At 68.0% G+C, this 26,279-nt stretch carries 15 protein-coding genes; all 15 read left to right on the plus strand.

From position 1 onward, the window contains the following. Positions 1 to 36: 36 nt before the first annotated feature. Positions 37 to 2,238: a glycoside hydrolase family 2 TIM barrel-domain containing protein gene (locus EQZ23_RS14715; RefSeq protein WP_128455175.1), complete on the plus strand. Its 2,202-nt coding sequence runs from the start codon at positions 37 to 39 to the stop codon at positions 2,236 to 2,238. After that, positions 2,235 to 4,535, plus strand: coding sequence for a family 20 glycosylhydrolase (locus EQZ23_RS14720; RefSeq protein WP_128455176.1), 2,301 nt, complete (start codon positions 2,235 to 2,237; stop codon positions 4,533 to 4,535). Before EQZ23_RS14715 ends, EQZ23_RS14720 begins: the two co-directional genes overlap by 4 nt. After that, positions 4,535 to 7,144, plus strand: coding sequence for a glycoside hydrolase family 2 protein (locus tag EQZ23_RS14725; protein ID WP_128455177.1), 2,610 nt, complete (start codon positions 4,535 to 4,537; stop codon positions 7,142 to 7,144). Before EQZ23_RS14720 ends, EQZ23_RS14725 begins: the two co-directional genes overlap by 1 nt. Then, positions 7,144 to 9,693: a glycoside hydrolase family 3 C-terminal domain-containing protein gene (locus tag EQZ23_RS14730; RefSeq protein ID WP_128455178.1), complete on the plus strand. Its 2,550-nt coding sequence runs from the start codon at positions 7,144 to 7,146 to the stop codon at positions 9,691 to 9,693. The genes EQZ23_RS14725 and EQZ23_RS14730 overlap by 1 nt, the downstream gene beginning before the upstream one ends. Positions 9,694 to 9,719: 26 nt before the next feature. Beyond that, the gene (locus EQZ23_RS14735; protein WP_240663642.1) at positions 9,720 to 11,138 is read left to right on the plus strand and encodes a glycoside hydrolase family 125 protein; all 1,419 of its coding nucleotides are present in this window, start codon (positions 9,720 to 9,722) and stop codon (positions 11,136 to 11,138) included. Then, positions 11,135 to 13,447 carry a GH92 family glycosyl hydrolase gene (locus EQZ23_RS14740; protein ID WP_128455179.1) on the plus strand — a complete coding sequence of 771 codons (2,313 nt, stop codon included), beginning with the start codon at positions 11,135 to 11,137 and terminating at the stop codon, positions 13,445 to 13,447. Before EQZ23_RS14735 ends, EQZ23_RS14740 begins: the two co-directional genes overlap by 4 nt. Next, positions 13,444 to 15,423 carry an alpha-L-fucosidase gene (locus EQZ23_RS14745; RefSeq protein WP_128455180.1) on the plus strand — a complete coding sequence of 660 codons (1,980 nt, stop codon included), beginning with the start codon at positions 13,444 to 13,446 and terminating at the stop codon, positions 15,421 to 15,423. Before EQZ23_RS14740 ends, EQZ23_RS14745 begins: the two co-directional genes overlap by 4 nt. Before the next feature lie 302 nt (positions 15,424 to 15,725). Further along, on the plus strand, positions 15,726 to 17,120 hold the full coding sequence (locus tag EQZ23_RS14750; RefSeq protein ID WP_128455181.1) for an FAD/NAD(P)-binding protein: 1,395 nt from the start codon (positions 15,726 to 15,728) through the stop codon (positions 17,118 to 17,120). A gap of 213 nt (positions 17,121 to 17,333) precedes the next feature. Then, positions 17,334 to 18,149: a TorF family putative porin gene (locus EQZ23_RS14755; protein ID WP_128455609.1), complete on the plus strand. Its 816-nt coding sequence runs from the start codon at positions 17,334 to 17,336 to the stop codon at positions 18,147 to 18,149. 115 nt (positions 18,150 to 18,264) lie between these two features. Beyond that, positions 18,265 to 18,354: a K(+)-transporting ATPase subunit F gene (kdpF, locus tag EQZ23_RS14760; RefSeq protein ID WP_055875324.1), complete on the plus strand. Its 90-nt coding sequence runs from the start codon at positions 18,265 to 18,267 to the stop codon at positions 18,352 to 18,354. A gap of 12 nt (positions 18,355 to 18,366) precedes the next feature. Then, the gene (gene kdpA, locus EQZ23_RS14765; protein WP_128455182.1) at positions 18,367 to 20,070 is read left to right on the plus strand and encodes a potassium-transporting ATPase subunit KdpA; all 1,704 of its coding nucleotides are present in this window, start codon (positions 18,367 to 18,369) and stop codon (positions 20,068 to 20,070) included. Positions 20,071 to 20,084: 14 nt separating this feature from the next. After that, positions 20,085 to 22,115, plus strand: coding sequence for a potassium-transporting ATPase subunit KdpB (gene kdpB / locus EQZ23_RS14770; RefSeq protein WP_128455183.1), 2,031 nt, complete (start codon positions 20,085 to 20,087; stop codon positions 22,113 to 22,115). Positions 22,116 to 22,329: 214 nt separating this feature from the next. Then, entirely contained in the window at positions 22,330 to 22,920 is a 591-nt protein-coding gene (gene kdpC / locus EQZ23_RS14775) for a potassium-transporting ATPase subunit KdpC (protein ID WP_128455184.1), read from the plus strand. After that, entirely contained in the window at positions 22,917 to 25,577 is a 2,661-nt protein-coding gene (locus tag EQZ23_RS14780; RefSeq protein WP_128455185.1) for a sensor histidine kinase KdpD, read from the plus strand. Before kdpC ends, EQZ23_RS14780 begins: the two co-directional genes overlap by 4 nt. Continuing rightward, the gene (locus EQZ23_RS14785) at positions 25,574 to 26,263 is read left to right on the plus strand and encodes a response regulator transcription factor (RefSeq protein WP_128455186.1); all 690 of its coding nucleotides are present in this window, start codon (positions 25,574 to 25,576) and stop codon (positions 26,261 to 26,263) included. The genes EQZ23_RS14780 and EQZ23_RS14785 overlap by 4 nt, the downstream gene beginning before the upstream one ends. The last annotated feature ends 16 nt before the right edge of the window (positions 26,264 to 26,279 follow it).

A 26,279-nucleotide genomic window follows, 5' to 3' on the forward strand; every position in this document is an offset into this window, starting at 1 on the left:
TAGACTCCCCCTTTTGACGGAAGCACACTGCCACGCATGATATCGGGACGGATCAGGACAGGGTTGCAGCGGATCGGGCACTGGAGTGTCGGGTTCGCCTCGGCCGTCCTGATGCTGGTGCCGCTATTGGTGCCGATGCCCGCCGCGGCGGAACAAACCGACCTCGATGCGGGGTGGAGTTTCTGGTTGGCGAAGGATGCGCCGGCCGACCCGGCAGTGTTGGATCCGGCATGGCTGAAAGCCGATCCGGCGGGGGCCGAAAGCGTCGTTGTCCCGCATAGCTGGCCGCTGTCGCGCGGTGCGGGTGCCGAGGGCGTCGGCTGGTATGCGCGGACGCTGGTTGTGCCCGAGGCGATCGTCGACAAGCATCTCGAACTGCATTTCGACGCGGTATTCTATGCCGCGCGGGTGTGGGTGAACGGGACGCTCGTCGGCAGCCACGAGGGCGGGCATACCGCGTTCGATCTCGACGTTTCGAAGGTGTTGAAGCCGGGCGCGAACCGGATCGTCGTGTCTGCCGACGATCGGCCGGGCTTCGCGACGATTCCGGGTTATGCGATGCGTCTCCAGGGTTCGGGGAACGTCTGGTACGATTGGTGGCATAGCGGCGGGATCACGCGCGACGTGTCGCTGCGGATCGCCGAGGGCGGGCTGATCCGGCGCCAGCGCATTCGCCAGGTTTTGCGCGCCGATAGCGCGACCGTCACGAGCGGTGTCGCGATCGAGAATATCGATACCAAGGCGCATCGCTATTCGCTTACGACAGTCGCGATCGATCCGGACGGGCGTGAGGTTGCGCGGGCGTCCAAGGATCTGGCGGTTGCGGCGTCTTCGGCTGCGACGCCCGATGCCGCGCTGACGATCACCAAGCCGGAGCGGTGGCAGATCGGTGCGGGGAAGCTGTACCGGATCGTCGCCGAACTGCGCGACGAGCGCGGCGTGCTACTCGATCGGCGGGAAGATACCGTCGGCCTGCGCACGCTCGCGATCCGCGATCGGCGGCTGTACGTCAACGACGTCGCGGTGCGGCTGACCGGGGTGACGCGGCATGAGGATTCGCCGTGGGAAGGCGCCGCCGAAACGCGCGGTACGATCCTGCACGACATGCGCGACCTGAACGCGCTGCACGTCACGCTGACGCGGCCGGTGCATTATCCGCAGCCGCAAAGCGTGTTCGACGCCGCCGACCGCGCCGGCATGTTGCTGATCCCCGAAATCCCGATCTGGCAGATGACCGCGGCGCAATTGGGCGACCCGCGGCTGCTGGTCCGCGCCAAGGCGATGATGGCCGAGATGATCGCCGAGAGCGGCAACCATCCGAGCGTGCTTGCCTGGAGCATCATGAACGAGAGCGAGGCCGCGACGCCGCAGGGGCTGGCGTTCGTCAAGGCGATGAAGGCGCATATCAACGCGATCGATCCCGGCCGTTTCGTGACCTTCGCGGACTCCGAGATCGCGATCCGGCCGGTCCGCGTGCCCGCGCTGGTCGAGGCCGACTTCGTGATGGCCAACGCCTATTTCGGCACTTGGAGCGGCGCGGCGTCTGGCGTCGGTCCGTGGCTCGATGCGTTCGGCAAGGCGTATCCGGACCGGATGCTGGTGATATCGGAGTTCGGCTGGCCGGGGCCGTTCTCGAAGGACAGCGCCAGTGCCGATGTGGCGCGCACCGAGAACCTTAAGGATCAGCTCGCGGCGTTCGCGACGCGGCCCTGGGTCGGCGGCGCGATTTTCTGGAGCTATTCGGATTACCGCTCGAACAAGAACCTCTTCGCGGGGCTGGCGGACGGCTATGTCGATCACGGGCTGGTCGATGCCGATCGCCAGCGTCGCCCGAGCTATTTCGCGTGGGAGGCGGCCAATCGCGCGGTGTCGGCGACCGTCGACCTGACGATGGCGGGGGAGACGCCGACCGGGTTCACCGCGACCGTCATGGGCGCCGCGAAGGATGCGTTGCCGTCCTATCCGCTGATCGGTGCGCGGCTGCACTGGCGCGCGATGGGCGGCGACCGCGTGCTGCTAGGCGAGGGTGAGGCGGCACTGCCGGTCATCGCGCCGGGTGGCACCGCTAAGGTTTCCGCGTCGTGGCCCGGTCGTCTGTCGCCCGTCACGGTGACGGTCGATATCCTGACCGCGGAGGGCGCGCGCGCGGGCGGCGTCGTCCGCGACTATGAACCGTTCAAGGCGGGGTCGGCCGCGTATCCGCCAGACCCTGCGCAATTGCCGAAGGCTCCTTCATGATCCGTTTCCGCCCTTTGGTGCTCGCACTGCTGATGTCCTCCACCGCGGCGCTGGCCGAGGGGCCGAAGCTGATTGCCCCATTGATTCCTGCGCCGGCCTCGATCGAGATGCGGGCGGGAGCGCTGACGATCGGTGACGGCGCGGGCATTGTCGCCGGCGATGCGGGCGCGAAGACCGCGGCGCGGTTGCTGGTGCAGCAGGTCAAGGTCGTCCGCGGGCTGTCGCTTGCTACTGATGCCGGCACCGGCCCGATCCGCTTCGTGCGCGATCCGAGCGTTGTGGGTGACGAGGCCTACACGCTGAGCGTCGACACGAACGGCGTGACGATCGCGGCGAGCGGCGATGCGGGGCTCGTCCACGGCGCGATGACGCTGGCGCAGTTGCTCAGCCCCGACGCGGCGTTCGGCAAGCCGGTCGTGCTGGCGGCGATGACGATCCGCGACGCGCCGCGCTTCAAGTGGCGCGGGCTGATGATCGATCCGGCGCGGCATTTCGTGCCGATGGCGACGCTGTACGCGATGGTCGATCAGCTCGCCGCGCAGAAAATGAACGTGCTGCATCTGCATCTGACCGACGATCAGGGCTGGCGGATGGAGATCAAGCGCTATCCCGATCTTACGCGGATCGGCGCCTGGCGCACGCCGCCGTCGAGCGGTGGCGCGCCGGGGCCCAGGGTCGGTGGCTTCTACACGCAGGCCGAGCTGAAGGCGCTGGTCGCCTATGCGAAGGACCGCGCGATCACGGTGGTCCCCGAGATCGACCTGCCGGGCCATGCGCAGGCGGCGGTCGCGTCCTATCCGGCGGAGGTCGGCGTGCTCGGCGATCGTCCTGCGGTCAGCCACGACTGGGGCGTGAACCCGTGGCTGTTCAGCCCGGAGGATCGCAGCATGACCTTCATCAAGCATGTGCTCGACGAATTGATGGCGGTGTTTCCGTCGCAGTTCATCCATCTCGGCGGGGACGAGGCGGTGAAGGACCAGTGGGAACGCTCGCCCGCGGTGCAGGCCAAGATGAAGACGCTCGGGCTGAAGACCGAGATGCAGATGCAGAGCTGGATGATCGACCAGCTCGGCGAGTATCTGGCGACGCACGGGCGCCGGCTGATCGGCTGGGACGAGATTCTGGAGGGCGGGTTGCCGCCGTCCGCGTCGGTGATGTCGTGGCGCGGCGAGAAGGGCGCGGTCGAGGCCGCCAATCAAGGCCATGACGTGGTGCTCAGTCCCGCGCCCACGCTGTATCTCGACAGCTTGCAGAGCACGCGTAGCGACGAGCCGGCGGGCCGGATCTCGGGCGGCGATGCGATCGTGACGCTCGCCGATCTCTATAAATACGATCCCGAGCCGAAGGGCCTCGCACCCGACAAGGCGCAGCATGTGATGGGCGCGCAGATCAATGCGTTCAGCGAGTATTTCGTGACGCCCGAACAGTTGCAGCACGCGACGTTCCCGCGACTGTCGGCGCTGGCCGAGCGTACATGGTCGCCGAAAACCACGCAGGACTATGCAAGCTTCGTCGCGCGGCTGGAGCCTCAGATGGGGCGGTATACGCGGGCCGGGATCGCGGCGGCGGACAGCGCGTTCGCGGTCGACTTCGTGGTGCGGGGCACGCGCGGCGATGCGTTGCGGACACGCAAGGTGCCGGTCACGCTGGCGACGCAGGCGGGGTACGGCACGATCCGCTACACGCTCGACGGCAAGGCGCCGACCGCGCGATCGAAGGCCTATGCGTCGCCGCTGTCGCTGAAGCCGGGCGTCGTCGTCCGCGCCGCCGCCTTCACCAGCGACGGGCGCCCGACCGCCACGCCGCGGCTGTTCGAGACGAGCCGTGCCGCGCTGTTGCGCCGGTCGAATTCGGAGATGGTGGCGTGCCCGGGCGGCTCGCTCAACCTGCGCGTGCCGCTGACTGCGGAGGCGACCGCGCTGGCGCCGGTGTACAACATCAACATCTTCGACTCGTGCACGATGTATCCGGCCGCGCCGCTCGACGTGGCGCGCGGATTCAGCGTCGATGTCGCGCGGCTCGCCCGGCATTACGGGCTGGCGCACGACGCGGCCAAGCTGGTGCCGCATTATGCGGTGACGACCTACGGCGAACTCGTCGTGCGCGCGGGCGGCTGCAAGGGGACGATCGCGGCGACCTTCCCGCTGCCCGATCCGGCGACCAGCCCCAACCGCATGACGTTCCGCGGCAAACTTCCCGAGGGGAAGGGTGACGCCGACCTTTGCCTGCAATTTACCCAGTCGCTCGAATCACCGATCTACGCGGTGGAATCGATGCAGCTGACGGAGACGAACTGATGCGTTGGACTGTACTTCTCCTGCTCGCGAGCGCCGCCACCCCCGCCTGGGCCGCACCGCGGACCAGCGTCGTGCTCGACAGCGGCTGGTCGATGCGGATCGATCCGGCCGACACGGCTGCGGCCAACGCGCATCCGAAGGCGGCACGCTGGTTACGCGCGACCGTGCCGGGCAGTGCGCAGACCGACCTGATGGCGGCGAAGATCGTGCCGGATCCGTACAAGGGCCTGAACGAGGCGAAGATCCAGTGGGTCGGGCTGACCGACTGGCAGTATCGCACGACCTTGCGCATGACGCCCGAGCAGCTTGCGCGCGACCATATCGACCTGGTGTTCGACGGGCTGGATACGTTTGCCGAGGTGCGGTTGAACGGGACGAAGCTGCTCGCCGCGGACAATGCGCACCGCCGCTGGCGCGTGCCGGTCAAGGCGGTGCTGAAGCCCGGTGCGAACGCGCTGCTCGTGACCTTCCGTTCACCGATCCGGACGTTGCAGCCGATGGTGCTGAAGGCGAAGAACCCGCTGCCCGGCGAATATGATTCGGTGTTCGGCGACGAGCCGATGGGCAAGCAGACCTCGCCCTATATCCGCAAGCCGAAATATCATTATGGCTGGGACTGGGGCCCCCGGATCGTCGCGCAGGGGATCTGGCGGCCCGCGCGGATCGAGGCGTGGGACGACGCGCGGATCGAGGCGTTTCGCGTGACGCAGGAGGCGCTGACCAGGACCGAGGCGCGGCTGTCGGCCGAACTCGACGTGGTCGCGGGCGCGGAGCGTCCGGTCACGGTGCAGGTCGCGGTCACCGGGCCCGACGGTCAGGTGTCGCAGGCGGCGCGGACCGTCACCGTTGCGGCAGGCGCGAGCCATGTTGCGGTGCCCGTGAGCATCGCCAATCCGCAGCGCTGGTTCCCCGCGGGCTATGGTGCGCAGCCGCTTTACACGGTGAAGGCGACGCTGACCGACGGTAGCGCGACGATCGACACCGCACAGCGCCGCACCGGCCTGCGCACCGTCGAACTGCGCCGTGAGAAGGATGCGCAGGGGCGTGGGTTCGCGTTCGTCGTCAACGGTATTCCGGTGTTCGCCAAGGGGGCGAACCTGATCCCGTTCGACATGTTTCCGGCGCGCGTTCCCGAGAGCCAGATCCGCACGGTGATGGCCGGCGCGCGCGACGCGAACATGAACATGATCCGCGTGTGGGGTGGCGGCTATTATCTCGACGACGCGTTCTACGACATTGCCGACCAGATGGGGCTGATGGTGTGGCAGGACTTCATGTTCGGCGGCTCGGTCACGCCGCCCGACCGCGAGTTCCGCGAGACCGTCAGGATCGAGGCGGAGGAGCAGGTCGACCGGCTCCAGGCGCACCCCTCGATCGTGATGTGGGCGGGTAACAACGAAGTGCTCAGCGGCTGGGCGAACTGGTCGGACCGGATCGCGTACAAGAAGACGGTCGGGGCGGACGAGCAGGAGCGGATCGGCGTCGGCATGGCGGTGATCTTCGACCGCGTGCTGCGCGACGCCGCCGAGCGGCGCGATCCGGATGCGGTCTATTGGCCGGGCTCGCCGAGCAGCAATTACGAGGACAAGCCCGACATCGATGGCGATGGCGACCGGCATTACTGGGACGTGTGGGGCGGCAAGAAACCGGTCGAGGCGTATCTCGACAGCTGTCCGCGGTTCATGTCCGAATACGGCCTGCAGTCGATGCCCGAGATGAAGACGATCCGGACGTTTGCGACCGATGCGGACTTCTCGCCCACCTCGCCGGTGATGAAGGCGCACCAGAAGTTCTTGAAGGGCGAAGGCAACGACCGGCTGCTGTTCTACATCCGCGAAAAATACCGCGAGCCGCGCGACTTCGCCGACTTCGTGTATCTGAGCCAGGTGATGCAGGCCGAGGGGATCGAGATCGCCGCGCTGCATCACCGCGCGTGCCGGCCGGTGACGATGGGGTCGCTGTTCTGGCAGATCAATGACGTCTGGCCGGGCGCGTCGTGGTCGAGCATCGATTATTACGGCCGCTGGAAGGCGCTGCAATTCCGGGCGCGGCATTTCTACGCGCCGCTGGCGATCGCGGCGGAGCGCAAGGACGGATCGACGAAGGTCAGCCTGATCTCCGACGCGACGACGCCGACGCAGGCGGTATGGCGGGTGCGGACGCTCGACGTCGACGGGAAGGTGCTGGCGAAGACCGAGACGCCGGCGACGGTGGCGCCCTTGTCTTCGACCCCGGTCGCGACGCTGCCCGATGCGACGCTGTTCGCGGGCGGCGATCCGGCGCGGACGATCGCAGTGGCCGAGTTGGTCGTGGATAATCGCGTCGTGTCGCGCACGCTCGTGTCGGCGGCGCCCAAGGCGATGACATTGCCCGATCCGGGGCTCACCGCGACATGGGAGGGCAATCGCCTGACGCTGACCGCGAGCAAGCTGGCGCGCGCGGTGTGGCTCGACTTCGGCAAGGTCGAGGCGACGCCGTCGGACAACGCGTTCGATCTGCTGCCGGGGGAGAGTATCAGGGTGACGATTGCGTCGAAGGTGTCCGAGGCGGCGCTGCGGCGTGCGCTGACGGTCCGCACACTGGCGGGCGTTGCGGCGGTGAAGTCGTGATGCGGTTCGCGCTTGCCCCGATCGGCCTGCTGCTCGCGTCGTCCGCGCTCGCGCAGACGGTCGATCCGGCGGTGCGCAGCATGACGCTCGACGAGAAGGCGGCGCAGTTGCAGAGCGTCGCGCCGGCGATCCCGCGGTTGCAGTTGCCCGCCTATGATTACTGGAACGAGGGGCTGCACGGGCTCGCGCGCAACGGCGTGGCGACGGTGTTTCCGCAGGCGATCGGGCTGGCCGCGACGTGGGATGAGGCGCTGCTCCGGCGCGTCGGCGATGTCGTTTCGACCGAGGCGCGGGCTAAGTCCAACGCGCTGCCGGTGGGGGATCGCGAACGCTATCAGGGGCTGACGATCTGGTCGCCCAACATCAACATCTTCCGCGATCCGCGCTGGGGGCGCGGGCAGGAGACCTATGGCGAAGACCCGTATCTGACGGGGCGATTGGGCATCGCGTTCATCGGCGGGTTGCAGGGGCCGGATCTGGCGCATCCCAAGGTCATTGCCACGCCGAAGCATCTGGCGGCGCATAGCGGGCCCGAGGCGGGACGGGACGGGTTCGATGTCGACATTTCGCCGCACGACCGGGAGGCGACGTACCTGCCGGCGTTCCGGATGGCGCTGACCGAGGGCAAAGCGCTGTCGACGATGTGCGCGTATAATGCGATCCACGGGGTTCCCGTGTGTGCTTCGGAGCCTTTGCTCAACCAGACGGTGCGCAAGGACTGGGGCTTCAAGGGGCTGATCGTGTCGGACTGCGACGCGGTCGGGAATATCTCCAACTATCATTATTACCGGCCCGATGCGGCAAGCGGCTCCGCGGCGGCCATCTCGGCGGGGATGGATTTCAATTGTGGGCGGACCTACGCGGCGCTCGGCGATGCGGTGCGGCGGGGGCTGGTGCCCGAAGCGACGCTCGACACGAGTTTGACGCGGACGTTTGCGGTGCGGCGGATGCTGGGCGGCGCGTTCGGCGCGACGAGCCCGTGGGACAGGATCAAGCCGACCGAATTCGACACGCCCGCGCACCGCGCGCTGGCGCTGGAGGCGGCGCGCAAGGCGATGGTGCTGGTCCAGAACAACGGCGTGCTGCCGCTGAAACCGTCTGCCAGAATCGCGGTGATCGGGCCGAATGCGGACAGCATCGACGTGCTGGAGGCGAATTATCACGGCACCGCCGCCGCGCCGGTGACGCCGCTGGCCGCGCTGCGGACGGCGTTCGGCGGCGTGCGCTATGCCCAAGGGTCGAGCATCGCCGAGGGCGTGCCCGTGCCGGTGCCCGACACCGCGCTGTCGCTGCGGGCTGAATATTTCCGGGGGAGCGATTTCGCGGGGACGCCGGTCGTGCGCGCCGACCGGACGATCGATTTCGACTGGGATCGCACCGCGCCTGCGCCGGGCATCGATCCGACCGCATTCTCGGTGCGCTGGACCGGCACGGTCACCGCGCCGGCGTCGGGTGACTATGTGTTCCGGCTCGACGTGCCGCGCTGCTTCGACTGCAAGGGGCATGATCCCTCGCGGTTGTGGATCGATGGCAAGTTGGTCGCCGACGATGACGGCAGCGGGAAGAACGTCGAGGCACCGATCACGCTGACCGCGGGACGTCATGCGATCCGCGTCGAGCTGGCGCATAGCGGCGAGGATCAGGGGCTGCGGCTGACCTGGACCGCGCCGGCCGACGCGCAGGTCGCCGAAGCGGTTGCGGCCGCCAAGGATGCCGATGCGATCGTCGCGTTCGTCGGGCTGTCGCCCGCGGTCGAGGGCGAGGCGTTGCAGATCGAGGTGGCCGGCTTCTCGGGTGGCGACCGGACCGATATCGGGTTGCCCGCCGCGCAGGTGAAACTGCTCGAGGCCGCCAAGGCGACCGGCAAGCCGCTGGTGGTCGTGCTGATGACCGGCAGCGCGGTCGCGATGACCTGGGCGAAGGCGCATGCCGACGCGATCCTGGTCGGCTGGTATCCGGGGCAGGCGGGCGGTCAGGCGATCGCCGATACGCTGACGGGCACGAACAATCCCGGCGGGCGACTGCCGGTGACCTTCTACGCGAAGACGCGCGATCTGCCCGCGTTCATCGATTACAACATGCGCGAGCGGACCTATCGCTACTTCACGGGCACGCCGCTGTGGGGCTTCGGCCACGGGCTGAGCTATACGCAGTTCGCCTATGCTGCACCCAAATTGCTGCGCAGCACGATTGTCGCGGGCGAGAGCTTCACGGTCGAGGTGCCGGTGCAGAACACGGGCAAGGTCGGCGGCGACGAAGTGGTGCAGGCGTATCTCGTGCCGCCCGAACCGGCGGTGAAACCGCGCTTCAACGATCCCGTGCTGCAACGTCAGCTCGTCGGGTTCAGGCGCGAGACAGTGAAGCCCGGGCAGACGGCGCGCGTGAAGTTCACGATCGACCCGCGCGGGATGAGCAGCGTGGATGCGGCGGGCAATCGCCGCGTCGTGCCGGGAGAATACCGGCTGCATATCGGTGGCGGTCAGCCCGGCGACGGGCCGGGCGTCGATACCGTCTTTACCGTGACGGGCACGAAGGACCTGCCGAAATGATCGACTCCACCATGATCGACCGGCGCATGCTGATCGCCGGCGCCGCGACGCTCGGTCTGGCCGGACCGCTGCGCGCTGCGGCGCCGTCGTTCGTCAGCAAGCGCCCGAAGCTCGCCGATCGCCGCTACACCAGCCGCGCGGTCGAGGCTGAGATCGCGCGCGTCACGGCGAAGATCGGCGATCCCGAACTCGCCTGGCTGTTCGGCAATTGCTATCCCAACACGCTCGACACGACGGTGTTCATGGGGAGCGTCGACGGCAAGCCCGACGCGTTCGTCATCACCGGCGATATCGACTGCATGTGGCTGCGCGACAGCTCGGCGCAGGTCCATCCCTATCTGCCGCTGGCGAAGCGCGATCCGGCGTTGCGCACGCTGTTCCGCGGGCTGATCGCGCGACAGGCGCGGTGCATCCTGATCGACCCCTATGCCAACGCGTTCATGCACGACCCGTCGGCGAAGACCGATCTGAGCTGGTCGCTGCACGACGATACGGTGATGAAGCCGGGCGTCGGTGAGCGGAAATGGGAGATCGATTCGCTCTGCTATCCGATGTGGATCGCGCATGCCTATTGGCAGGCGACGGGCGACGTCGCGCCGTTCGACGCGCTGTGGGCAGACGGCGCGCGCGCGTCGATCCGGACGTTCCGCGAACAGCAGCGCAAGGACGGCCCGGGGCCGTATCGCTTCCGCCGATCGTCGCCGATTCCGGGCGAGACGATGATGCTCGACGGCTATGGCCCACCGTCGCGGCCGGTCGGGCTGATCCATTGCGGATTCCGGCCGTCGGACGATGCGTGCACGCTGCCGTTCCTGATCCCGTCGAACATCTTCGCGGTGCGCGCGCTGCGCCAGCTGGCGGAACTCGCGACGCGCGTGCGGCGCGACACGGCGCTCGCGGCGGATGCGACGTCGCTCGCAGACGAGGTCGAGGCGGCGTTGCGGCAGCATGGCACGATGCGGGGGCCCGACGGCCAGCCGGTCTGGGCGTATGAGGTCGATGGCTATGGCAATGCGATCTTCATGGACGATGCCAACGTGCCGAGCCTGTCGGGGCTCGCCTATCTGGGCGCGGTGAAGCCCGACGATGCGCTGTGGCGGCGCACGGCGGCGCGGGCATGGAGCATGGACAATCCGTATTTCTTCCGCGGCAAGGCGGCCGAAGGGATCGGCAGCCCGCATACGGGCCTGCGCGAAATCTGGCCGATGGCGATCGTGATGCACGGGCTGAACGCGCTGGAGACGGGTGACGACGCGACCGTCGCGCGCAGCCTCGCCGCGCTGAAGACGACGCATGGCGGCACCGGGTTCATGCATGAATCGTTCAATCAGGACGACGGCGCGAAATTCACGCGCGACTGGTTCGCCTGGGCCAACGGGCTGTTCGGCGAGCTGATCGTCGACACCGCCGCCAAAAACCCCGCGCTTCTGGGAGCCCGCGCATGAACTTGACCCGCCGCACGTTGCTCGCCGGGACGGGCGCGCTCGCACTCACCGCGCGCGCATCGTTCGCTGCTTCGCCGCTCAAGACGACGGCGCCCGACCTGTTCGTCGGTACCGGCGGGCACGGCCATACCTATCCCGGCGCGACGCTGCCGTTCGGGATGGTGCAGCTGAGCCCCGATACCGATGTCGAGCGCTGGGATGCGTGCTCGGGCTATCACCGCACCGACACGTCGATCATGGGGTTCAGCCACACGCATCTGTCGGGCACCGGGATCGGCGACATGCTCGACGTGCTGGTGGTGCCGACGCGGGGGCCGGTGCAGCTGATTCCGGGCACACTGGCTGAGCCTGATGCGGGGTATCGCCAGCGCTTCTCGGCCGAGCATGCCGAGCCGGGATATTACCGCGTGACGCTCGAATCGGGCGTGCGCGCGGAGCTGACCGCGACCGAGCGGACCGGGATCCAGCGCCACGTCTTCCCGGCGGGCGCGGGGCATATCCTCGTCAACCTGTCGCACCTTGTGCTCGACAAGACCGACAACGGCGTGCTGATCGACGATGCGTCGCTGAACGTCGATGCGGCGGGCATGCTGACCGGCAGCCGGCGCGTGTTCCGCTGGGCGAAGGGGCGGCGGATCCACTTCGCGATGCAGCTGTCGCGCAAACCCGACCGGATCGTGTTCTACGGCGATGGCGACATAGCGCAGGCGGCGGGATCGAAGGGCGTTGCGGGCAAGCGCGTGAAGGCGGTGCTGCATTATGACGATGCGGGCGCCGCGCCGGTCGTGATCCGCACCGGCATCTCCGCGGTCGACGTCGCGGGGGCTCGCAAGAACCTGGCGGCCGAGGCGCGGCATTGGGATTTCGACCGCTATCGTGCCGATGCGGCCAAAAGCTGGGCGCCGGCGCTCGATGCCGTTCGCGTCGAGGGCGGCACGGCGGCGCAGCGCACGATCATGGCGAGCGCGCTGTATCATGCGCAACTGGCGCCGACGCTGTTTTCGGATGTCGACGGGCGTTATGTCGGGCTCGACCGCAAGGTGCATGACGGTGCCACGAAGGACCGCGCGTACAGCACCTATTCGATGTGGGACACGTATCGCACGCTGCATCCGCTGCTGACGCTGATCGAGCCGGCGCGGACCGCCGAACTGGTCGGCGACCTGATCCGGCAGACGCAGCAGAGCGCGTACGGCCCGCCGGTCTGGCCGCTCCAGGGCGTCGAGACGGGGTGCATGATCGGCTGGCATTCGGTGTCGGTGATGGCCGAGGCGCGCGCCAAGGGCGTGCCCGCCAACTATGCCGCGGCGTGGCCGAACGTGCGGCGCCGGTCGTTCGATTTCGCGATGCCGACGATGGACAACAGCCTGGGGATCAAGCCGTACGACACGCTCGGTTATGTGCCCGCGGACACGGTGTTCGAGTCGGTCTCGCGCACGCTCGAATATGCGTATGACGATTACGCCTCAGCGCATCTGGCGGACGCGGCGGGCGCGAGCGCGGATGCCGCACGGTTGCGCAAGCGCAGCGGTAACTGGCGCAACGTGTTCGATTCCAGCATCGGCTTCGCGCGGCCCAAGCTCGAGAACGGGACGTGGACCACGCCCTATGATCCGATCGCGCTTGGCCATGCGTCGAAGTGGCGCGATTATACCGAGAGCAATGGCTGGCAGGCGACGTTTCTCAACCAGCACGACGTGTACGGCCTGATCGCGGCGATGGGCGGCGATGCGCAGTTCGAGGCCAAGCTCGACGGGCTGTTCAACGCGCCGTCGATCCTTCCCAAGGACGCGCCGCCCGACATTTCCGGGCTGGTCGGGCAGTATGCGCATGGCAACGAGCCAAGCCACCACGTCGCCTATATGTACGCGTACTGCGGCGCGGCGTGGAAGACGCAAGCCATGGTCCGGCGGCTGCTGACCGAGATGTACAAGGACGATCCCGACGGCATCATCGGCAACGACGATTGCGGGCAGATGAGCGCGTGGTTCGTGCTGAGTGCGCTCGGGCTGTATCCGGTCGATCCGGTGAGCGCGAATTACGTGCTGGGCTCGCCGCTGTTCGACCGGGCCGAGATGCAGGTGGGCGCGGGGAAGACGTTGGTCGTCGAGGCGCGCGGTAATGCCGCCGATCGGCCCTATGTGCAGTCGGTGACGTGGAACGGCCGTCCCTGGACGAAAAGCTGGATCGCGCATGCCGATATCGTGCGTGGCGGGCGGCTCGTGTTCGAAATGGGCGACACACCCAACCGTGATTTCGGTCGTGCGCCTGCCGACCGGCCCCCCGTTTCTCCCGGAGTTTCGCGATGACCCTCGATCTCAATCGCCGTGCGTTGATCGCCGGCACGCTTGCCACCGCTGCCGCTGGGCGGGCGAGTGCCGCCGCACCGGTCGGTGCGCCCAAGCCCTGGGGCGCGACGCCGAGCGTGCGTCAGCTCGCGTGGCACAAGCGCGAACGCTATGGCTTCGTCCACTTCACGCTCAACACCTGGACCGACAAGGAATGGGGCTATGGCGACGAGGACCCCAAGCTGTTCGACCCGACCGCGTTCGATCCCGACCAGATCGTCGCGGCGGCCAAGAGCGCGGGGCTGACCGGGCTGGTCCTGACCGCCAAGCATCATGACGGCTTCTGCCTGTGGCCGACCAAGCTGACCGAGCATTGCATCCGCAACAGCCCGTACAAGGGCGGCAAGGGCGATATCGTCCGAGAACTGGGCGACGCGTGTCGGCGTGGCGGGATCTCCTATGGGCTGTATCTGTCGCCGTGGGATCGCAACCGCGCCGATTATGGGACGCCTGCCTATGTGGAGTATTTCCGGGCGCAGCTGACCGATCTGTGCACCAATTACGGCGAGCTGTTCGAGGTGTGGTTCGACGGCGCGAACGGCGGCGACGGCTATTATGGCGGCGCGCGCGAGGCGCGGAAGATCGATGCGCCGAAATATTACAACTGGCCGTCGATCATCGCGCTGGTGCACAAATTGCAGCCGATGGCGTGCACCTTCGATCCGCTCGGCGCGGATATCCGCTGGGTGGGGAACGAGGATGGGCGCGCGGGCGATCCGTGCTGGCCGACGATGCCGAACCATCCGTACGTCCAGAGCGAGGGCAATTCGGGCGTGCGCGGTGCGCCGCTCTGGTGGCCGGCGGAGACGAACACGTCGATCCGGCCGGGCTGGTTCTATCATGCCGACGAGGATCTGCAGGTGAAGTCGCCGCAGCGGCTGATGCAGTTCCACGACGAGTCGGTCGGGCGCGGGACGAACATGATGCTCAACCTGCCGCCCGATCGCCGCGGGCTGATCGCGGAACCGGATCTCGCGTCGCTGAAATCGTTCGGGGATGCGTTGCGCGCGAGCTTCGCGACCGATCTGGCGAAGGGCGCGGTGGCTAGCGGGCCTTCGCGGGGCCCACGGTTCGCGCCCGGCAACGTGCTCGACGGCAATCGCGAGACCTATTGGAGCACGCCGGATGCGGTGAAGACGCCGTCGCTGGTGCTCGACCTCCCGCCGGGGCGTCGCTTCGACCTGATCCGCATCCGCGAGGCGCTCGACCTAGGCGTGCGGGTGACGAAGTTCGCGATCGACGTGGCAGACGCGAAGGGGGCGTGGCGCGAGGTTGCGGCGCATGAGTGCATCGGTGCGCAGCGGATCGTCCGCCTGCCCGAGCCCGTCACCGCGCGGCGCGTGCGGTTGCGGATCGTCGAGGCGCCGGCGTGCCCAGCGATCACCGAGATTTCGCTGTTCCTGGCCGTTGCGCCGGTCGCGGTAGAGGCATCGCAGGCGACGGGGTCGAAGATCATCGCCAAGACCGGCTGGACGATCGCGGCGGCGACGCAAGGCGGTCCGGCGTCGCTCGATCCCGCCAAGGCGATGTCGCTGGCGAATGCGGTGAAGCCGCCGCTGGCCGGCGCCGAGGCGGTGCTCGACGACGATCTCGCCACCGTCTGGACGACGCCCGCGGCGACGCAGACCAGCCCGGTCATGCTGATGATCGACATGGGCAAGGCGGAGACCGTCGCCGGGTTCAGCCTGACGCCGACGCGTCACGCGCTGCCCGATGCGGGGCCGCCGGGGCGCTACCGCGTCGAGACGAGCGCCGACGGCAAGACCTGGACGCCGGCCGAGGAGGGCGAGTTCGGCAACATCGCCTATGCGCGGGCGACGCAGCGCATCACCTTCGCAAAGGCGCGTGAGGCGCGGTACTTGATGCTGGGCTTCACGCGGGTGGCGACGGACCAGCCGAAGATGGCGATCGCCGGGATCGGGGCGTTCCGGCCGTAAGGGGGGCGACATCAAAGTAAGGCACCACCCCGGCCTTCGCCGGGGTGGAGAAGTTGACGGATAGACACCTCTCACCGTCACCCCGGACTCGTTCCGGGGTCCACGGTTCCGCAAACTTGACGGCTTCGCCCACGCGGAGCCGTGGATGCCGGAACGAGTCCGGCATGACGGAGAAGGCGCGCGCGGCTTGAAAATCCTTCATCCTGACGTTCGTCAGGACGGTGAAGCAGCCCGTCGCCAAGGGCTGGGCTAGCCGGCTCCGATCGGGCATGGGCTACTCGATAGAGCGGGTGAGCGAATAGATGGACCAATCAGCAACCTTGGCGCGGATCGCAGGGCCCGAGGATCATGTCGTGGTCGTCGGCGGCGGGTTCTCTGGCGCGCTGTTCGCGGTCAATCTGATGCGGCACGCGGGGCCGCGCGTCACGCTGATCGAGCGGCGCGACCGGCAGCTGGCGCGCGGGGTCGCGTATAGCGCGGCGCATCCGGATCATCTGCTCAACGTCCGCGCGGGCAACATGAGCGCGCTGCCCGACGATCCCGATCACTTCGTCCGCTGGCTGGAGGCGCGTGGCAAGGGCGACCGCAAGACCTTCGTGCCCCGCACCACGTACGGCGCCTATCTGCGCGAACTGCTCGATGCGGCGATCGCGGGGTCGGACGGAAGGCTCGTCCATGTCGAGGGCGAGGTCTGTGCGATCGAGCCGGTGACCGGCGACGGTGTCACGCTCACGATGGCCGATGGGCGGAAAATCGCCGCCGATACCGCGGTGCTCGCGCTCGGGAATCTGCCGCCGCACACACCGCCGGGCCTGAAGCCCGACGCGCTGCCGACCGGTGTATACTGCGCCGATCCCTGGGCAGCCGACCTTGCCGAGGGACTGGGCGCAGCCGACACGGTCGTGCTGGTCGGCACCGGGCTGACCGCGATCGACGCGGCGTTGCTGCTGGATGCGCAGGGGTTTGCGGGCCATATCCTCGCCATGTCGCGCCGCGGATTGTCGCCGCGCTGCCATGTCGATGGCGCGCCAGCGCATCGCGGTGTCGCCGACAAGCCGCAGGGCGGGCTGACCGACCTCGTCCGTCACGTCCGCGCGCGCGCGGCCGACGCCGGGTGGCGCTGCGCAGTCGACGAGCTTCGCCCGGTGACGCAAATGCTGTGGGCCGCCGCCTCGCAGGAGATGCGCGGGCGGTTCCTGCGGCATCTGCGGCCCTATTGGGACGTCCACCGCCACCGCCTCGCGCCGCGTGTCGCCGAGCGGGTCGAGGCACTCGTCGCCAGCGGACAATTGACGTTCGCGGCTGGCAAGATCGTCTCCGCCGAAGCCGATGGACGCGGCGCAAAGCTGACGTGGCGACCGCGCGGCACGAGCGAGCCGGTCGTCACACAGGCTGCGCGGATCGTGAACTGCACCGGCCCGCAAGGCGACCTGTTGCGGTCGGAGGAGCCGCTGATCCGACATCTGATCGCGGTGGGCGCGATCCGGCCCGATCCGCTGCGGCTCGGTGTCGACGTCGATGCGCAGTCGCGCGCGATCCGGGCCGATGGCACGCCCGACGACCGCATCCACTGCATCGGCCCGATGACCCGCGGTGGCCTGTGGGAAGTCGTCGCGGTGCCCGATATCCGCGTCCAGAGCTGGGACCTCGCGCGGCGCCTGTCGAACGCGCAATGGGTCGGCGGCGAGGGGTTGTAAGCGCGGCGGCGAAACAGGGCCGCGCTCCCGAATAATTCCGACAATACTACGCTAAACATATGCGTGGCGCGGCAATCGATCTCGAATTGCTACGCGCACGCCGCCTAATTGCCAGTCCTCGCGATACGCCCGCCATTCCATTCGGCAGGGTCGCGCATGGGGATAGCAATGCACAGTCTTCGTTTCGTCGCCGGCCTTTTCATCGCGGGCGGCATGGTCGCCGGCCTCGCCACACCCGCGTTCGCGCAGGACACCGCGCCGCCCGCTCCCGTCACCGTCAGCGGTTCGGTGACGCTGGCGACCGACTACCGCCTGCGCGGCGTGTCGCAATCGGACAAGAACGGCGCGATCCAGGGCGGGCTGACGATCGCGCACCAGAGCGGCGTGTATGTCGGCGCCTGGGGTTCGAACCTGTCGGGCTGGGGCACGTTTGGCGGCTCGAACATGGAGCTCGACCTGATCGCGGGCTACAAGCACAAGCTCGCCGACAACGCGACGCTCGACGTCGGGCTGACGTGGTACATGTATCCGGGCGGCGCCTCGAAGACCGACTATCCCGAACCCTATGTGAAGCTGAGCGGCACGACCGGCCCGGCGACGCTGACCGCGAGCGCGTTCTACGCGCCGAAGCAGCAGGCGCTCGGCAAATGGTATCGCACCGGCGCCGATGCCGTCGCGGGCGTCTACACGAACCCCGGCGCCAAGACCGACAACCTGTACCTCACCGGCGACGGCGCGTTTGCGATTCCCGGCACGCCGCTGACCGCCAAGGCGCATATCGGCCATAGCTGGGGCAATGACGGCCTTGGCCCCAACGCGACCAGCGTGACACCGACCGGCGATTACTGGGACTGGTCGCTCGGTGCGGACGCCACGTATCGAAACCTGACGCTCAACGTCAGCTATGTCGACACCGACATCACCCGCCGCAGCGCCGCCTATCTCCAGCCGAGCTTCTCGCATGGGCAGGACGGCACCGGATCGATCGCCGACGGCACGATCGTCGCCTCCCTTACCGCCGCGTTCTGAAAGGACCCGAGCCATGCAGGACCTACTCTGGATCGCGATCATGATCGGGCTGGTGGCGGCGACGCTCGCCTATGTCCGCCTGTGCGACAAAGCCTGAGCCCGTGAGGAAAACATCATGACCCTCGACCTCTGGCTCGCCGCGATCGTCGCGCTCGGGCTGCTTTTCTATCTCGTGGCGGTGCTGATCCGCCCCGAACGCTTTTAGGAGCGCGTCGCAATGACACTCGAAGGATGGATTCTGATCCTCGGCTTCGTCGGCATATTGCTGGCGTTGACCAAACCCGTCGGCCTGTGGCTGTTCGCGCTGTACGAAGGCCGACGCACACCGATCCACGCGGTGCTCGGCCCGGTCGAGACCGGTTTCTACAAGCTCGCCGGTATCGACCCGAAGCAGGAGCAGGGCTGGCGTCGCTACGCGCTGCACATGCTGCTCTTCAACGCGACGTTGATGGCGCTGACCTACGCGGTGCTGCGTCTTCAGGGCGTGTTGCCGGGTAACCCGCAGGGCCTAGCGGGCCTCGCGCCGCACCTCGCGTTCAACACCGCGGTGAGCTTCACGACGAACACCAACTGGCAGAGCTATGGTGGCGAATCCACCATGTCGAACTTTGCCCAAATGTTCGGCCTGGCGATCCACAATTTCCTGTCGGCGGCGACCGGCATCGCGCTGGCGTTCGCGCTTTTCCGCGGCTTTGCGCGGCGGTCCGCCACGACGATCGGCAATTTTTGGGCCGACGTGACGCGCGTCGCGCTGTACCTGCTGCTGCCGCTCTGCATCGTGCTCACGCTCGTCTACATCGCCAGCGGCGTGCCGCAGACGCTCGCGGGCGTCGTCGACATCCAGACGCTGGAGGGCGCGAAGCAGTCGCTGCTGCTCGGCCCGGTCGCCAGCCAGGAAGCGATCAAGATGCTCGGGACCAACGGTGGCGGCTTCTTCAACGCGAACTCGGCGCATCCGTTCGAGAACCCGAGCGCGCTCACCAACCTCATCCAGATGCTGTCGATCTTCGTCATCGGTTTCGGGCTGACCTGGACGTTCGGCAAGGCGGTCGGCAACACGCGCCAGGGCTGGGCGATCCTGTCGGCGATGCTGATCCTGTTCCTCGCGGGCGTCACCGTGACCTATGCGCAGGAAGCCGCGGGCAACCCGATCCTCCACCAGATCGGCGTCGCGGGCGGGAACATGGAAGGCAAGGAGGTCCGCTTCGGGATCGCCGCGTCCGCGCTGTTCTCGGTCGTCACGACGGCGGCATCATGCGGCGCGGTCAACGCGATGCACGACAGCTTCACAGCACTCGGCGGCATGATCCCGCTGCTCAACATCCAGCTCGGCGAGGTCGTCGTCGGCGGCGTCGGCGCCGGCATCTACGGCTTCCTGCTGTTCGCCATCCTCGCGGTGTTCGTCGCAGGCCTGATGGTCGGCCGCACGCCCGAATATGTCGGCAAGAAGATCGAAGCCCGAGAAGTGAAGCTGGCGGTGCTGGCGATCGCGATCCTGCCGCTCGTCATCCTCGGCTTCACCGCGCTCAGCGCCGTATTGCCGGCCGGGCTCGCGGGGCCGCTCAACAAGGGGCCGCACGGGTTCACCGAGATCCTCTACGCCTTCACCAGCGGCGTCGGGAACAACGGTTCGGCGTTCGCCGGCCTGACCGCCGCGACACCCTATTACGACGGGTTGCTGGGGGTCGCGATGTGGCTCGGGCGCTTCTTCATCATCGTGCCGATGCTCGCCATCGCCGGGTCGCTCGCCGCCAAGAAGCACACGCCGGAAAGCACGGGCTCGTTCCCGACGACGGGCGCGCTGTGGGTCGGCCTGCTGGTCGGGATCATCCTGATCGTCGGTGGCCTGACCTTCCTGCCGAGCCTCGCGCTCGGTCCCATCGCCGATCATCTCGCGATGATCAGCGGCAAAACCTTCTGACGGGACAAGCCAAAATGGCACGCACCCCTACCAAGTCGCTGTTCACGGCCGACTTGATCATCCCGGCGATCGGCGACGCTTTCCGGAAACTCGACCCGAGGCAGCTGGTCCGCAACCCGGTGATGTTCGTCACCGCCGTGGTCGCCACGCTGTTGACGATCCTCGTCAATGTCGGTGGCGACGGGCTGTCGGTCGGCTTCAAGATACAGCTGGTCATCTGGCTGTGGCTGACCGTCCTGTTTGGCACCTTCGCCGAAGCGATCGCGGAAGGCCGCGGCAAGGCGCAGGCCGCGTCGTTGCGCGCGACCAAGGCGGAACTGACCGCCCGCCGCATGAAGGGCGACCAGGTCGAGTCCGTTCCCGCGAGCGCTTTGCGGTCCGGTGACATCGTGCTGGTAACGATGGGCGACCTGATCCCGGCCGATGGCGAAGTCGTCTGGGGCGTCGCCTCGGTCAACGAAGCGGCGATCACCGGCGAGAGTGCACCGGTAATCCGCGAGGCGGGTGGCGATCGCTCCGCCGTCACCGCGGGCACGCGCGTCATCTCCGACGAGATCCGCGTGAAGATCACCGCCAATCCGGGCGAAGGCTTTCTCGACCGGATGATCGCGCTGGTCGAGGGCGCCGAGCGGCAGAAGACGCCGAACGAGATCGCGCTGACATTGCTGCTCGTCGGCCTGACGATCATCTTCCTGATCGCGGTCGGCACGATTCCCGGGTTCGCAAGCTATGCGGGCGGCCGCGTGCCGGTCGCGATCCTCGCGGCGCTATTGATCACGCTGATCCCGACGACGATCGCCGCCTTGCTGTCGGCGATCGGTATCGCCGGCATGGACCGTCTGGTGCGCTTCAACGTGCTGGCGAAGTCGGGGCGTGCAGTCGAGGCGGCGGGTGATATCGACGTGCTGCTGCTCGACAAGACCGGCACGATCACGATCGGCGACCGTCAAGCGAGCGAGTTCCGCAGCGTCGGCGGCACGCGGGACGAGGAACTGGCCGAGGCGGCGCTGCTGGCGAGCCTTGCCGACGAGACGCCCGAGGGCCGCTCGATCGTCGTGCTGGCACGCGAAAAGTTCGGCGTCACGACGAACGTCCTGCCGAGCGATGCGGAGGTCATCCCGTTCACCGCACAGACGCGTATCTCGGGCGTGATCGTCGGGGGTTCGCTGATCCAGAAGGGCGCGGTCGACTCGATCCTGAAGGCCAATCCGGGGGCAGGGACGACCGCCGCCGCGACCGAACTGCGCCGCATCACCGACGAGATCGCGCGTGCTGGCGGCACCCCGCTGGCGGTCGCACGCGATGGTCGCTTGCTCGGCGCGATCTTCCTCAAGGACGTCGTCAAGGCGGGCATCCGCGAACGCTTCGGCGAACTGCGCGCGATGGGTATCCGCACAGTGATGATCACGGGCGACAACCCGCTGACCGCCGCGGCGATCGCGGCCGAGGCCGGCGTCGACGACTTCCTCGCGCAGGCGACGCCGGAGGACAAGCTCGAGCTGATCCGCAAGGAACAGCAGGGCGGGCGGCTGGTCGCGATGTGCGGCGACGGCACCAACGACGCGCCGGCTTTGGCCCAGGCAGACGTCGGCGTGGCGATGAACACCGGCACGCAGGCCGCGCGCGAGGCGGGCAACATGGTCGACCTCGACAGCGATCCGACCAAGCTGATCGAGATCGTGGGGCTCGGCAAACAGCTGCTGATGACGCGCGGGGCGCTGACGACCTTCTCGGTGGCGAACGACGTGGCGAAGTATTTCGCGATCATCCCGGCGATGTTCGTCGCGCTCTATCCGGGGCTCGGCGTGCTCAACGTGATGCGGCTGGGCTCGCCGCAGAGCGCGATCCTGTCGGCGATCATCTTCAACGCGATCATCATCCCGATGCTGGTGCCGCTCGCGCTGAAGGGGGTGGCGTACAAGCCGATGGCGGCGGGGCCGCTGCTGGCGCGCAACCTGGCCGTGTATGGCTTGGGGGGGCTGATCGCACCGTTCGTCGGGATCAAGCTTATCGACCTTCTGGTCGGTGCGCTGGGGCTGGCGTGATGCCTGCGCCCCTTCCGTCATGCCGGGCTTGTTCCGGCATCCACATTCCCTCGCAGCCACTACGTCGTGAGTTCGCGGAACGGTGGACCCCGGAATTAGTCCGGGGTGACGGAGGTGGGTGGAATGCCGACCTCACCCCAAAAGACATGTTCTCCCGCGAAGGCGGGAGCCCAGACTGGGTCCCCGCCTTCGCGGGGATACAAGGAATTGCACGATGACCAATGACATCACCTCCGCGCTCCGTCCCGCGTTCGTCATGACGATCCTGTTCGCGCTGTTGCTCGGGATCGTCTATCCTCTCGCGATGACCGGGATCGGACAGACCCTCTTCCCAGCCCAGGCGAACGGCAGCCTCGTCGTCGAGAACGGCAAGGCGATCGGTTCGACCGTGGTCGGGCAGGCGTTCGTGAGCGACCGCTATTTCCAGACGCGCCCCTCGGCCGCCGGCAAGGGCTATGACGGCTTGGCGTCGTCGGGCTCGAACTTCGGGCCGACCAGCCAGGCGCTCGTCGACCGGACCAAGGCAGACGTCGCCGAGCGTCGCGCGGAAGGCGTGACCGGGCCGCTGCCCGCCGATCTCGCCACCGCCTCGGGCTCGGGTCTCGACCCCGATTTGTCGCCGGCCTCCGCCTATGCGCAGGTCGCCCGCGTCGCCCGTATCCGTAACTTGCCGGCCGACCGCGTTCGCGCGCTGGTCGCGGCGAACGTCGATAGCCCGCTGCTCGGGATCCTCGGCGAACCGCGCGTCAACGTGCTCGCGCTCAATCGCGCCCTCGACGCCCTAGGTCGGCAAGCGGGACGTTGAACGACGACGGACGGCCCTCTCCCGAGGCCCTTCTGCGACAGGCGTCGCAGGAGGGTCGCGGCCGTCTGAAGATCTTCCTCGGCGCCGCGCCCGGCGTGGGGAAAACCTATGAGATGCTCTCCGAGGGCGCCGAACGCCGCCGCGCGGGTGTCGACGTCGTCATCGGCGTGGTCGAGACGCACGGCCGCGTCGAAACCGAAGCGCTCACGCGGGGCCATGAGATCGTCCCGCGCAAGGCGATCCTCTACGAAGGCCGCATGCTCGACGAGATGGACCTCGACGCGATCCTCGCGCGCGCGCCGACGCTCGTGCTGGTCGACGAACTCGCCCACACCAATGCGCCGGGCAGCCGCCATCCGAAACGCTACCAGGATGTCGAGGAACTGCTCGCCGCCGGGATCGACGTCTATTCGACGATCAACATCCAGCATATCGAGAGCCTCAACGACGTCGTCGCCTCGTTCACGCGCGTGAGGGTGCGCGAGACGGTGCCGGACAGCATCGTCGAGATGGCCGAGATCGAGGTCGTCGACATCCCTCCGGATGAACTCATCGAGCGCCTGAAGGCGGGCAAGGTCTACCTGCCGCACGAAGCGACGCGGGCGCTGTCGCACTTCTTCTCCAAATCGAACCTCTCGGCCCTGCGTGAACTCGCGTTGCGGCGTGCGGCGCAAGCCGTCGATGCGCAGATGCTCGAACATGTCCGCGCGCTCGGCGTCGGCGGGACGTGGGCGGGCGGCGAGCGGATCGTCGTCGCGATCAGCGAACTGCCAGCCGCGCTCGGCCTCGTCCGCGCGACCAAGCGGGTCGCCGACGCGATGCACGCGCCGTGGACCGCGGTGTATATCGAGACGCCGCGCGCACAGAGTTTCGGCGAGGCCGAGCACCGCCAGCTCGCCGCGGTCTTCAATCTCGCGACGCAGCTCGGTGGCGACGTCGCGACGGTTCCCGCGACATCGGTGGTCGACGGCCTGAAGACCTTCACGACCGAGGCGCGCGCCACGCAGCTCGTGGTCGGCAAGTCGAGCCGCTCGCGGTGGTTCGAACTACGCCACGGCTCGGTCGTCGACCGGATCGTCCGCGAGACGCCGGGGGTCGCGGTCCACGTCCTGCCGATGGAGACGGGCACAGCCTCACCCGGCAGCGGCAAACGCGTCGGCAGCTGGGGTAGCCGGGCTGGGTACGGCTGGACGACGGCGATGGTGGCGGGCGTCACCGGGGTGGCGAGCGCGCTGTTCCACATCCTCAACCTCGGCAATGTCGCGCTGCTCTACCTGCTGCCGGTGATGGCGGCGGCGAGCCTGTTCGGCCTGCGCACAGGGCTGTTCGCGGGGATCGCTTCGTCGGTCGCGTACAACTTCTTCTTCCTGCCGCCGACCGGCACGCTGACGATCAACAATCCCGAGAACGTGATCTCGATCCTCGTGCTGCTCGGCATCGCCTTCGTGACGAGCCAGCTCACGTCTCGGGTTCGCGCGCAGGCCGACATTGCTGCGGCCAGCGCGCGGACCAACGCCGCGCTCGCCGGGTTCCTGCGCCAGCTGACGTCGCTCAACGAGCCGGTCGCGCTGGCCCGCGCGATCTGCGACGAAGTCGGACGGCTGTTCGGCGTGCGCGCGGTGATCCTCGTCGCAGAGAATCCGGGGCTCGCGGTTCAGGCGGCGAATGGCGCGGATTACCGGCTCGAGACGATGGAGATGGCCGCGGCGCAATGGGCGTATGATACCGGCGCCCCGGCCGGACGCGGGTCGGGCACGCTGGCAGCGTCGGAGTGGTTCTTCCAGCCGCTGCGTTCCGGCGAACGGACGCTGGCAGTGCTCGGCCTCGCGCGCGAGGCGGGGGGCGATCCGGTGCGGTCGGACCAGTTGCCGCTGCTGATGAGTCTGGTCGACCAAGCATCGCTGGTGCTCGAACGCGCGCGGCTTGAGGTCGAGATGCGCGACGTCGATGCGGTGCACGAGCGCGATCGCTTGCGGCAGGCGTTGCTGTCGTCGGTCAGCCACGATCTGCGCACGCCGCTGACGTCGGTGATGGCGGCGGCGGCGGAACTGCACCGCGGCGTCACGCCCGAGCTGATCGACACGATCGAGACCGAGGCGGCGCGGCTCAACCGGTTCGTCGGTAATCTGCTGGACATGGCGCGGGTCGAGGCGGGGGCGCTCCGGCTTCGGCTGGAGCCCACCGACCTGACCGATGCGGTGGCCGGGGCGGTGCATGATACCAAGCGCGTGCTGGAGGGGCATGCGATCGAACTCGACGTCGCACCGAACCTGCCGCTGGTGCGCGTCGATCCGCAACTGCTCCACCACTGCCTGCTCAACCTGCTCGACAATGCCGGCCGTTATGCCGATCCCGGCACGCCGATCGTGGTGCGGGGCGAACACCGGTTCGGCGTGCTCCGGCTGTCGGTGATCGACCAGGGGCCGGGCCTGCCGCCGGGTCGCGAGAAGGAGGTGTTCGAGACGTTCCGCCGCCTCGAGGGCTCCGACCGGGCGGTCGGCGGGACGGGGTTGGGACTTGCGATCGTCAAGGCGTTCGCCGAAGCGATGGGGATGACCGCGCAAGCCAGCAACCGCGAAGACCTGACGGGCGCGCAGTTCAGCCTGTGCTTCCCCGCGACCCTGCTCGTCCGCGACGCCGACGGAGCCAACGTATGAGCGGGCAGACGGTGCTGATCGTCGACGACGAGCTGCATATCCGCAGGCTGCTGAAGAATACGCTGGAGCGCGCCGGCTACGGTGTCGAGGAGGCGGTCGATGCGCGCGAGGCGCTGCGGATCGCGGGGAGCCGGCCGTTGACCGCGGTGTTGCTCGACCTGGGTTTGCCCGACCGTGACGGGCTGGAACTGGTGCCTTTGTTGAAGACGCTTGGCGATCCGATCATCCTCGTCGTCTCGGCGCGCGAGGCGACCGACCAGAAGGTGGCGGCGCTCGATCTGGGGGCCGAGGATTACGTGACCAAGCCGTTCGATACCGAGGAACTGCTCGCGCGCTTGCGCGTGGCGTTGCGGGGACGCGGCGAGGCGACGTCGCGGCCGACGATCCTGCATGCGCACGGGGTGGAGATCGACTTCGAGCACCGCCTCGTTCGGCGTGGGGACGAGGAGGCGCATCTGACGCGGAAGGAGTTCGACGTGCTGTCGGCGCTGGCTGCGCATCCCGGGCGGGTCGTGACGCACCAGCGGATATTGGAGGCGGCGTGGCCGACCGATCACGATCGTCGGATCGAGTATCTCCGCATCGTGGTGCGCAACCTTCGCCAGAAGCTGGAGGGAACGGGGGGAGTCGGCACGGTCATCGCGAACGAACTCGGCATTGGATACCGGCTTCTCGTCGATCAGTGAGCATTTGACGGGAGGT

It is taken from the genome of Sphingomonas sp. UV9 (genome assembly GCF_004101245.1).
Taxonomy (GTDB): Bacteria; Pseudomonadota; Alphaproteobacteria; order Sphingomonadales; family Sphingomonadaceae; genus Sphingomonas.

Excerpts from the sequence above, each read along its gene's own strand:
- EQZ23_RS14715 (WP_128455175.1), top strand. The coding sequence starts at position 37 with ATGATATCGGGACGGATCAGGACAGGGTTGCAGCGGATCGGGCACTGG.
- EQZ23_RS14720 (WP_128455176.1), top strand. The coding sequence starts at position 2,235 with ATGATCCGTTTCCGCCCTTTGGTGCTCGCACTGCTGATGTCCTCCACC.
- EQZ23_RS14725 (WP_128455177.1), top strand. The coding sequence starts at position 4,535 with ATGCGTTGGACTGTACTTCTCCTGCTCGCGAGCGCCGCCACCCCCGCC.
- EQZ23_RS14730 (WP_128455178.1), top strand. The coding sequence starts at position 7,144 with ATGCGGTTCGCGCTTGCCCCGATCGGCCTGCTGCTCGCGTCGTCCGCG.
- EQZ23_RS14735 (WP_240663642.1), top strand. The coding sequence starts at position 9,720 with ATGCTGATCGCCGGCGCCGCGACGCTCGGTCTGGCCGGACCGCTGCGC.
- EQZ23_RS14740 (WP_128455179.1), top strand. The coding sequence starts at position 11,135 with ATGAACTTGACCCGCCGCACGTTGCTCGCCGGGACGGGCGCGCTCGCA.
- EQZ23_RS14745 (WP_128455180.1), top strand. The coding sequence starts at position 13,444 with ATGACCCTCGATCTCAATCGCCGTGCGTTGATCGCCGGCACGCTTGCC.
- EQZ23_RS14750 (WP_128455181.1), top strand. The coding sequence starts at position 15,726 with ATGGACCAATCAGCAACCTTGGCGCGGATCGCAGGGCCCGAGGATCAT.
- EQZ23_RS14755 (WP_128455609.1), top strand. The coding sequence starts at position 17,334 with ATGGTCGCCGGCCTCGCCACACCCGCGTTCGCGCAGGACACCGCGCCG.
- kdpF (WP_055875324.1), top strand. The coding sequence starts at position 18,265 with ATGACCCTCGACCTCTGGCTCGCCGCGATCGTCGCGCTCGGGCTGCTT.
- kdpA (WP_128455182.1), top strand. The coding sequence starts at position 18,367 with ATGACACTCGAAGGATGGATTCTGATCCTCGGCTTCGTCGGCATATTG.
- kdpB (WP_128455183.1), top strand. The coding sequence starts at position 20,085 with ATGGCACGCACCCCTACCAAGTCGCTGTTCACGGCCGACTTGATCATC.
- kdpC (WP_128455184.1), top strand. The coding sequence starts at position 22,330 with ATGACCAATGACATCACCTCCGCGCTCCGTCCCGCGTTCGTCATGACG.
- EQZ23_RS14785 (WP_128455186.1), top strand. The coding sequence starts at position 25,574 with ATGAGCGGGCAGACGGTGCTGATCGTCGACGACGAGCTGCATATCCGC.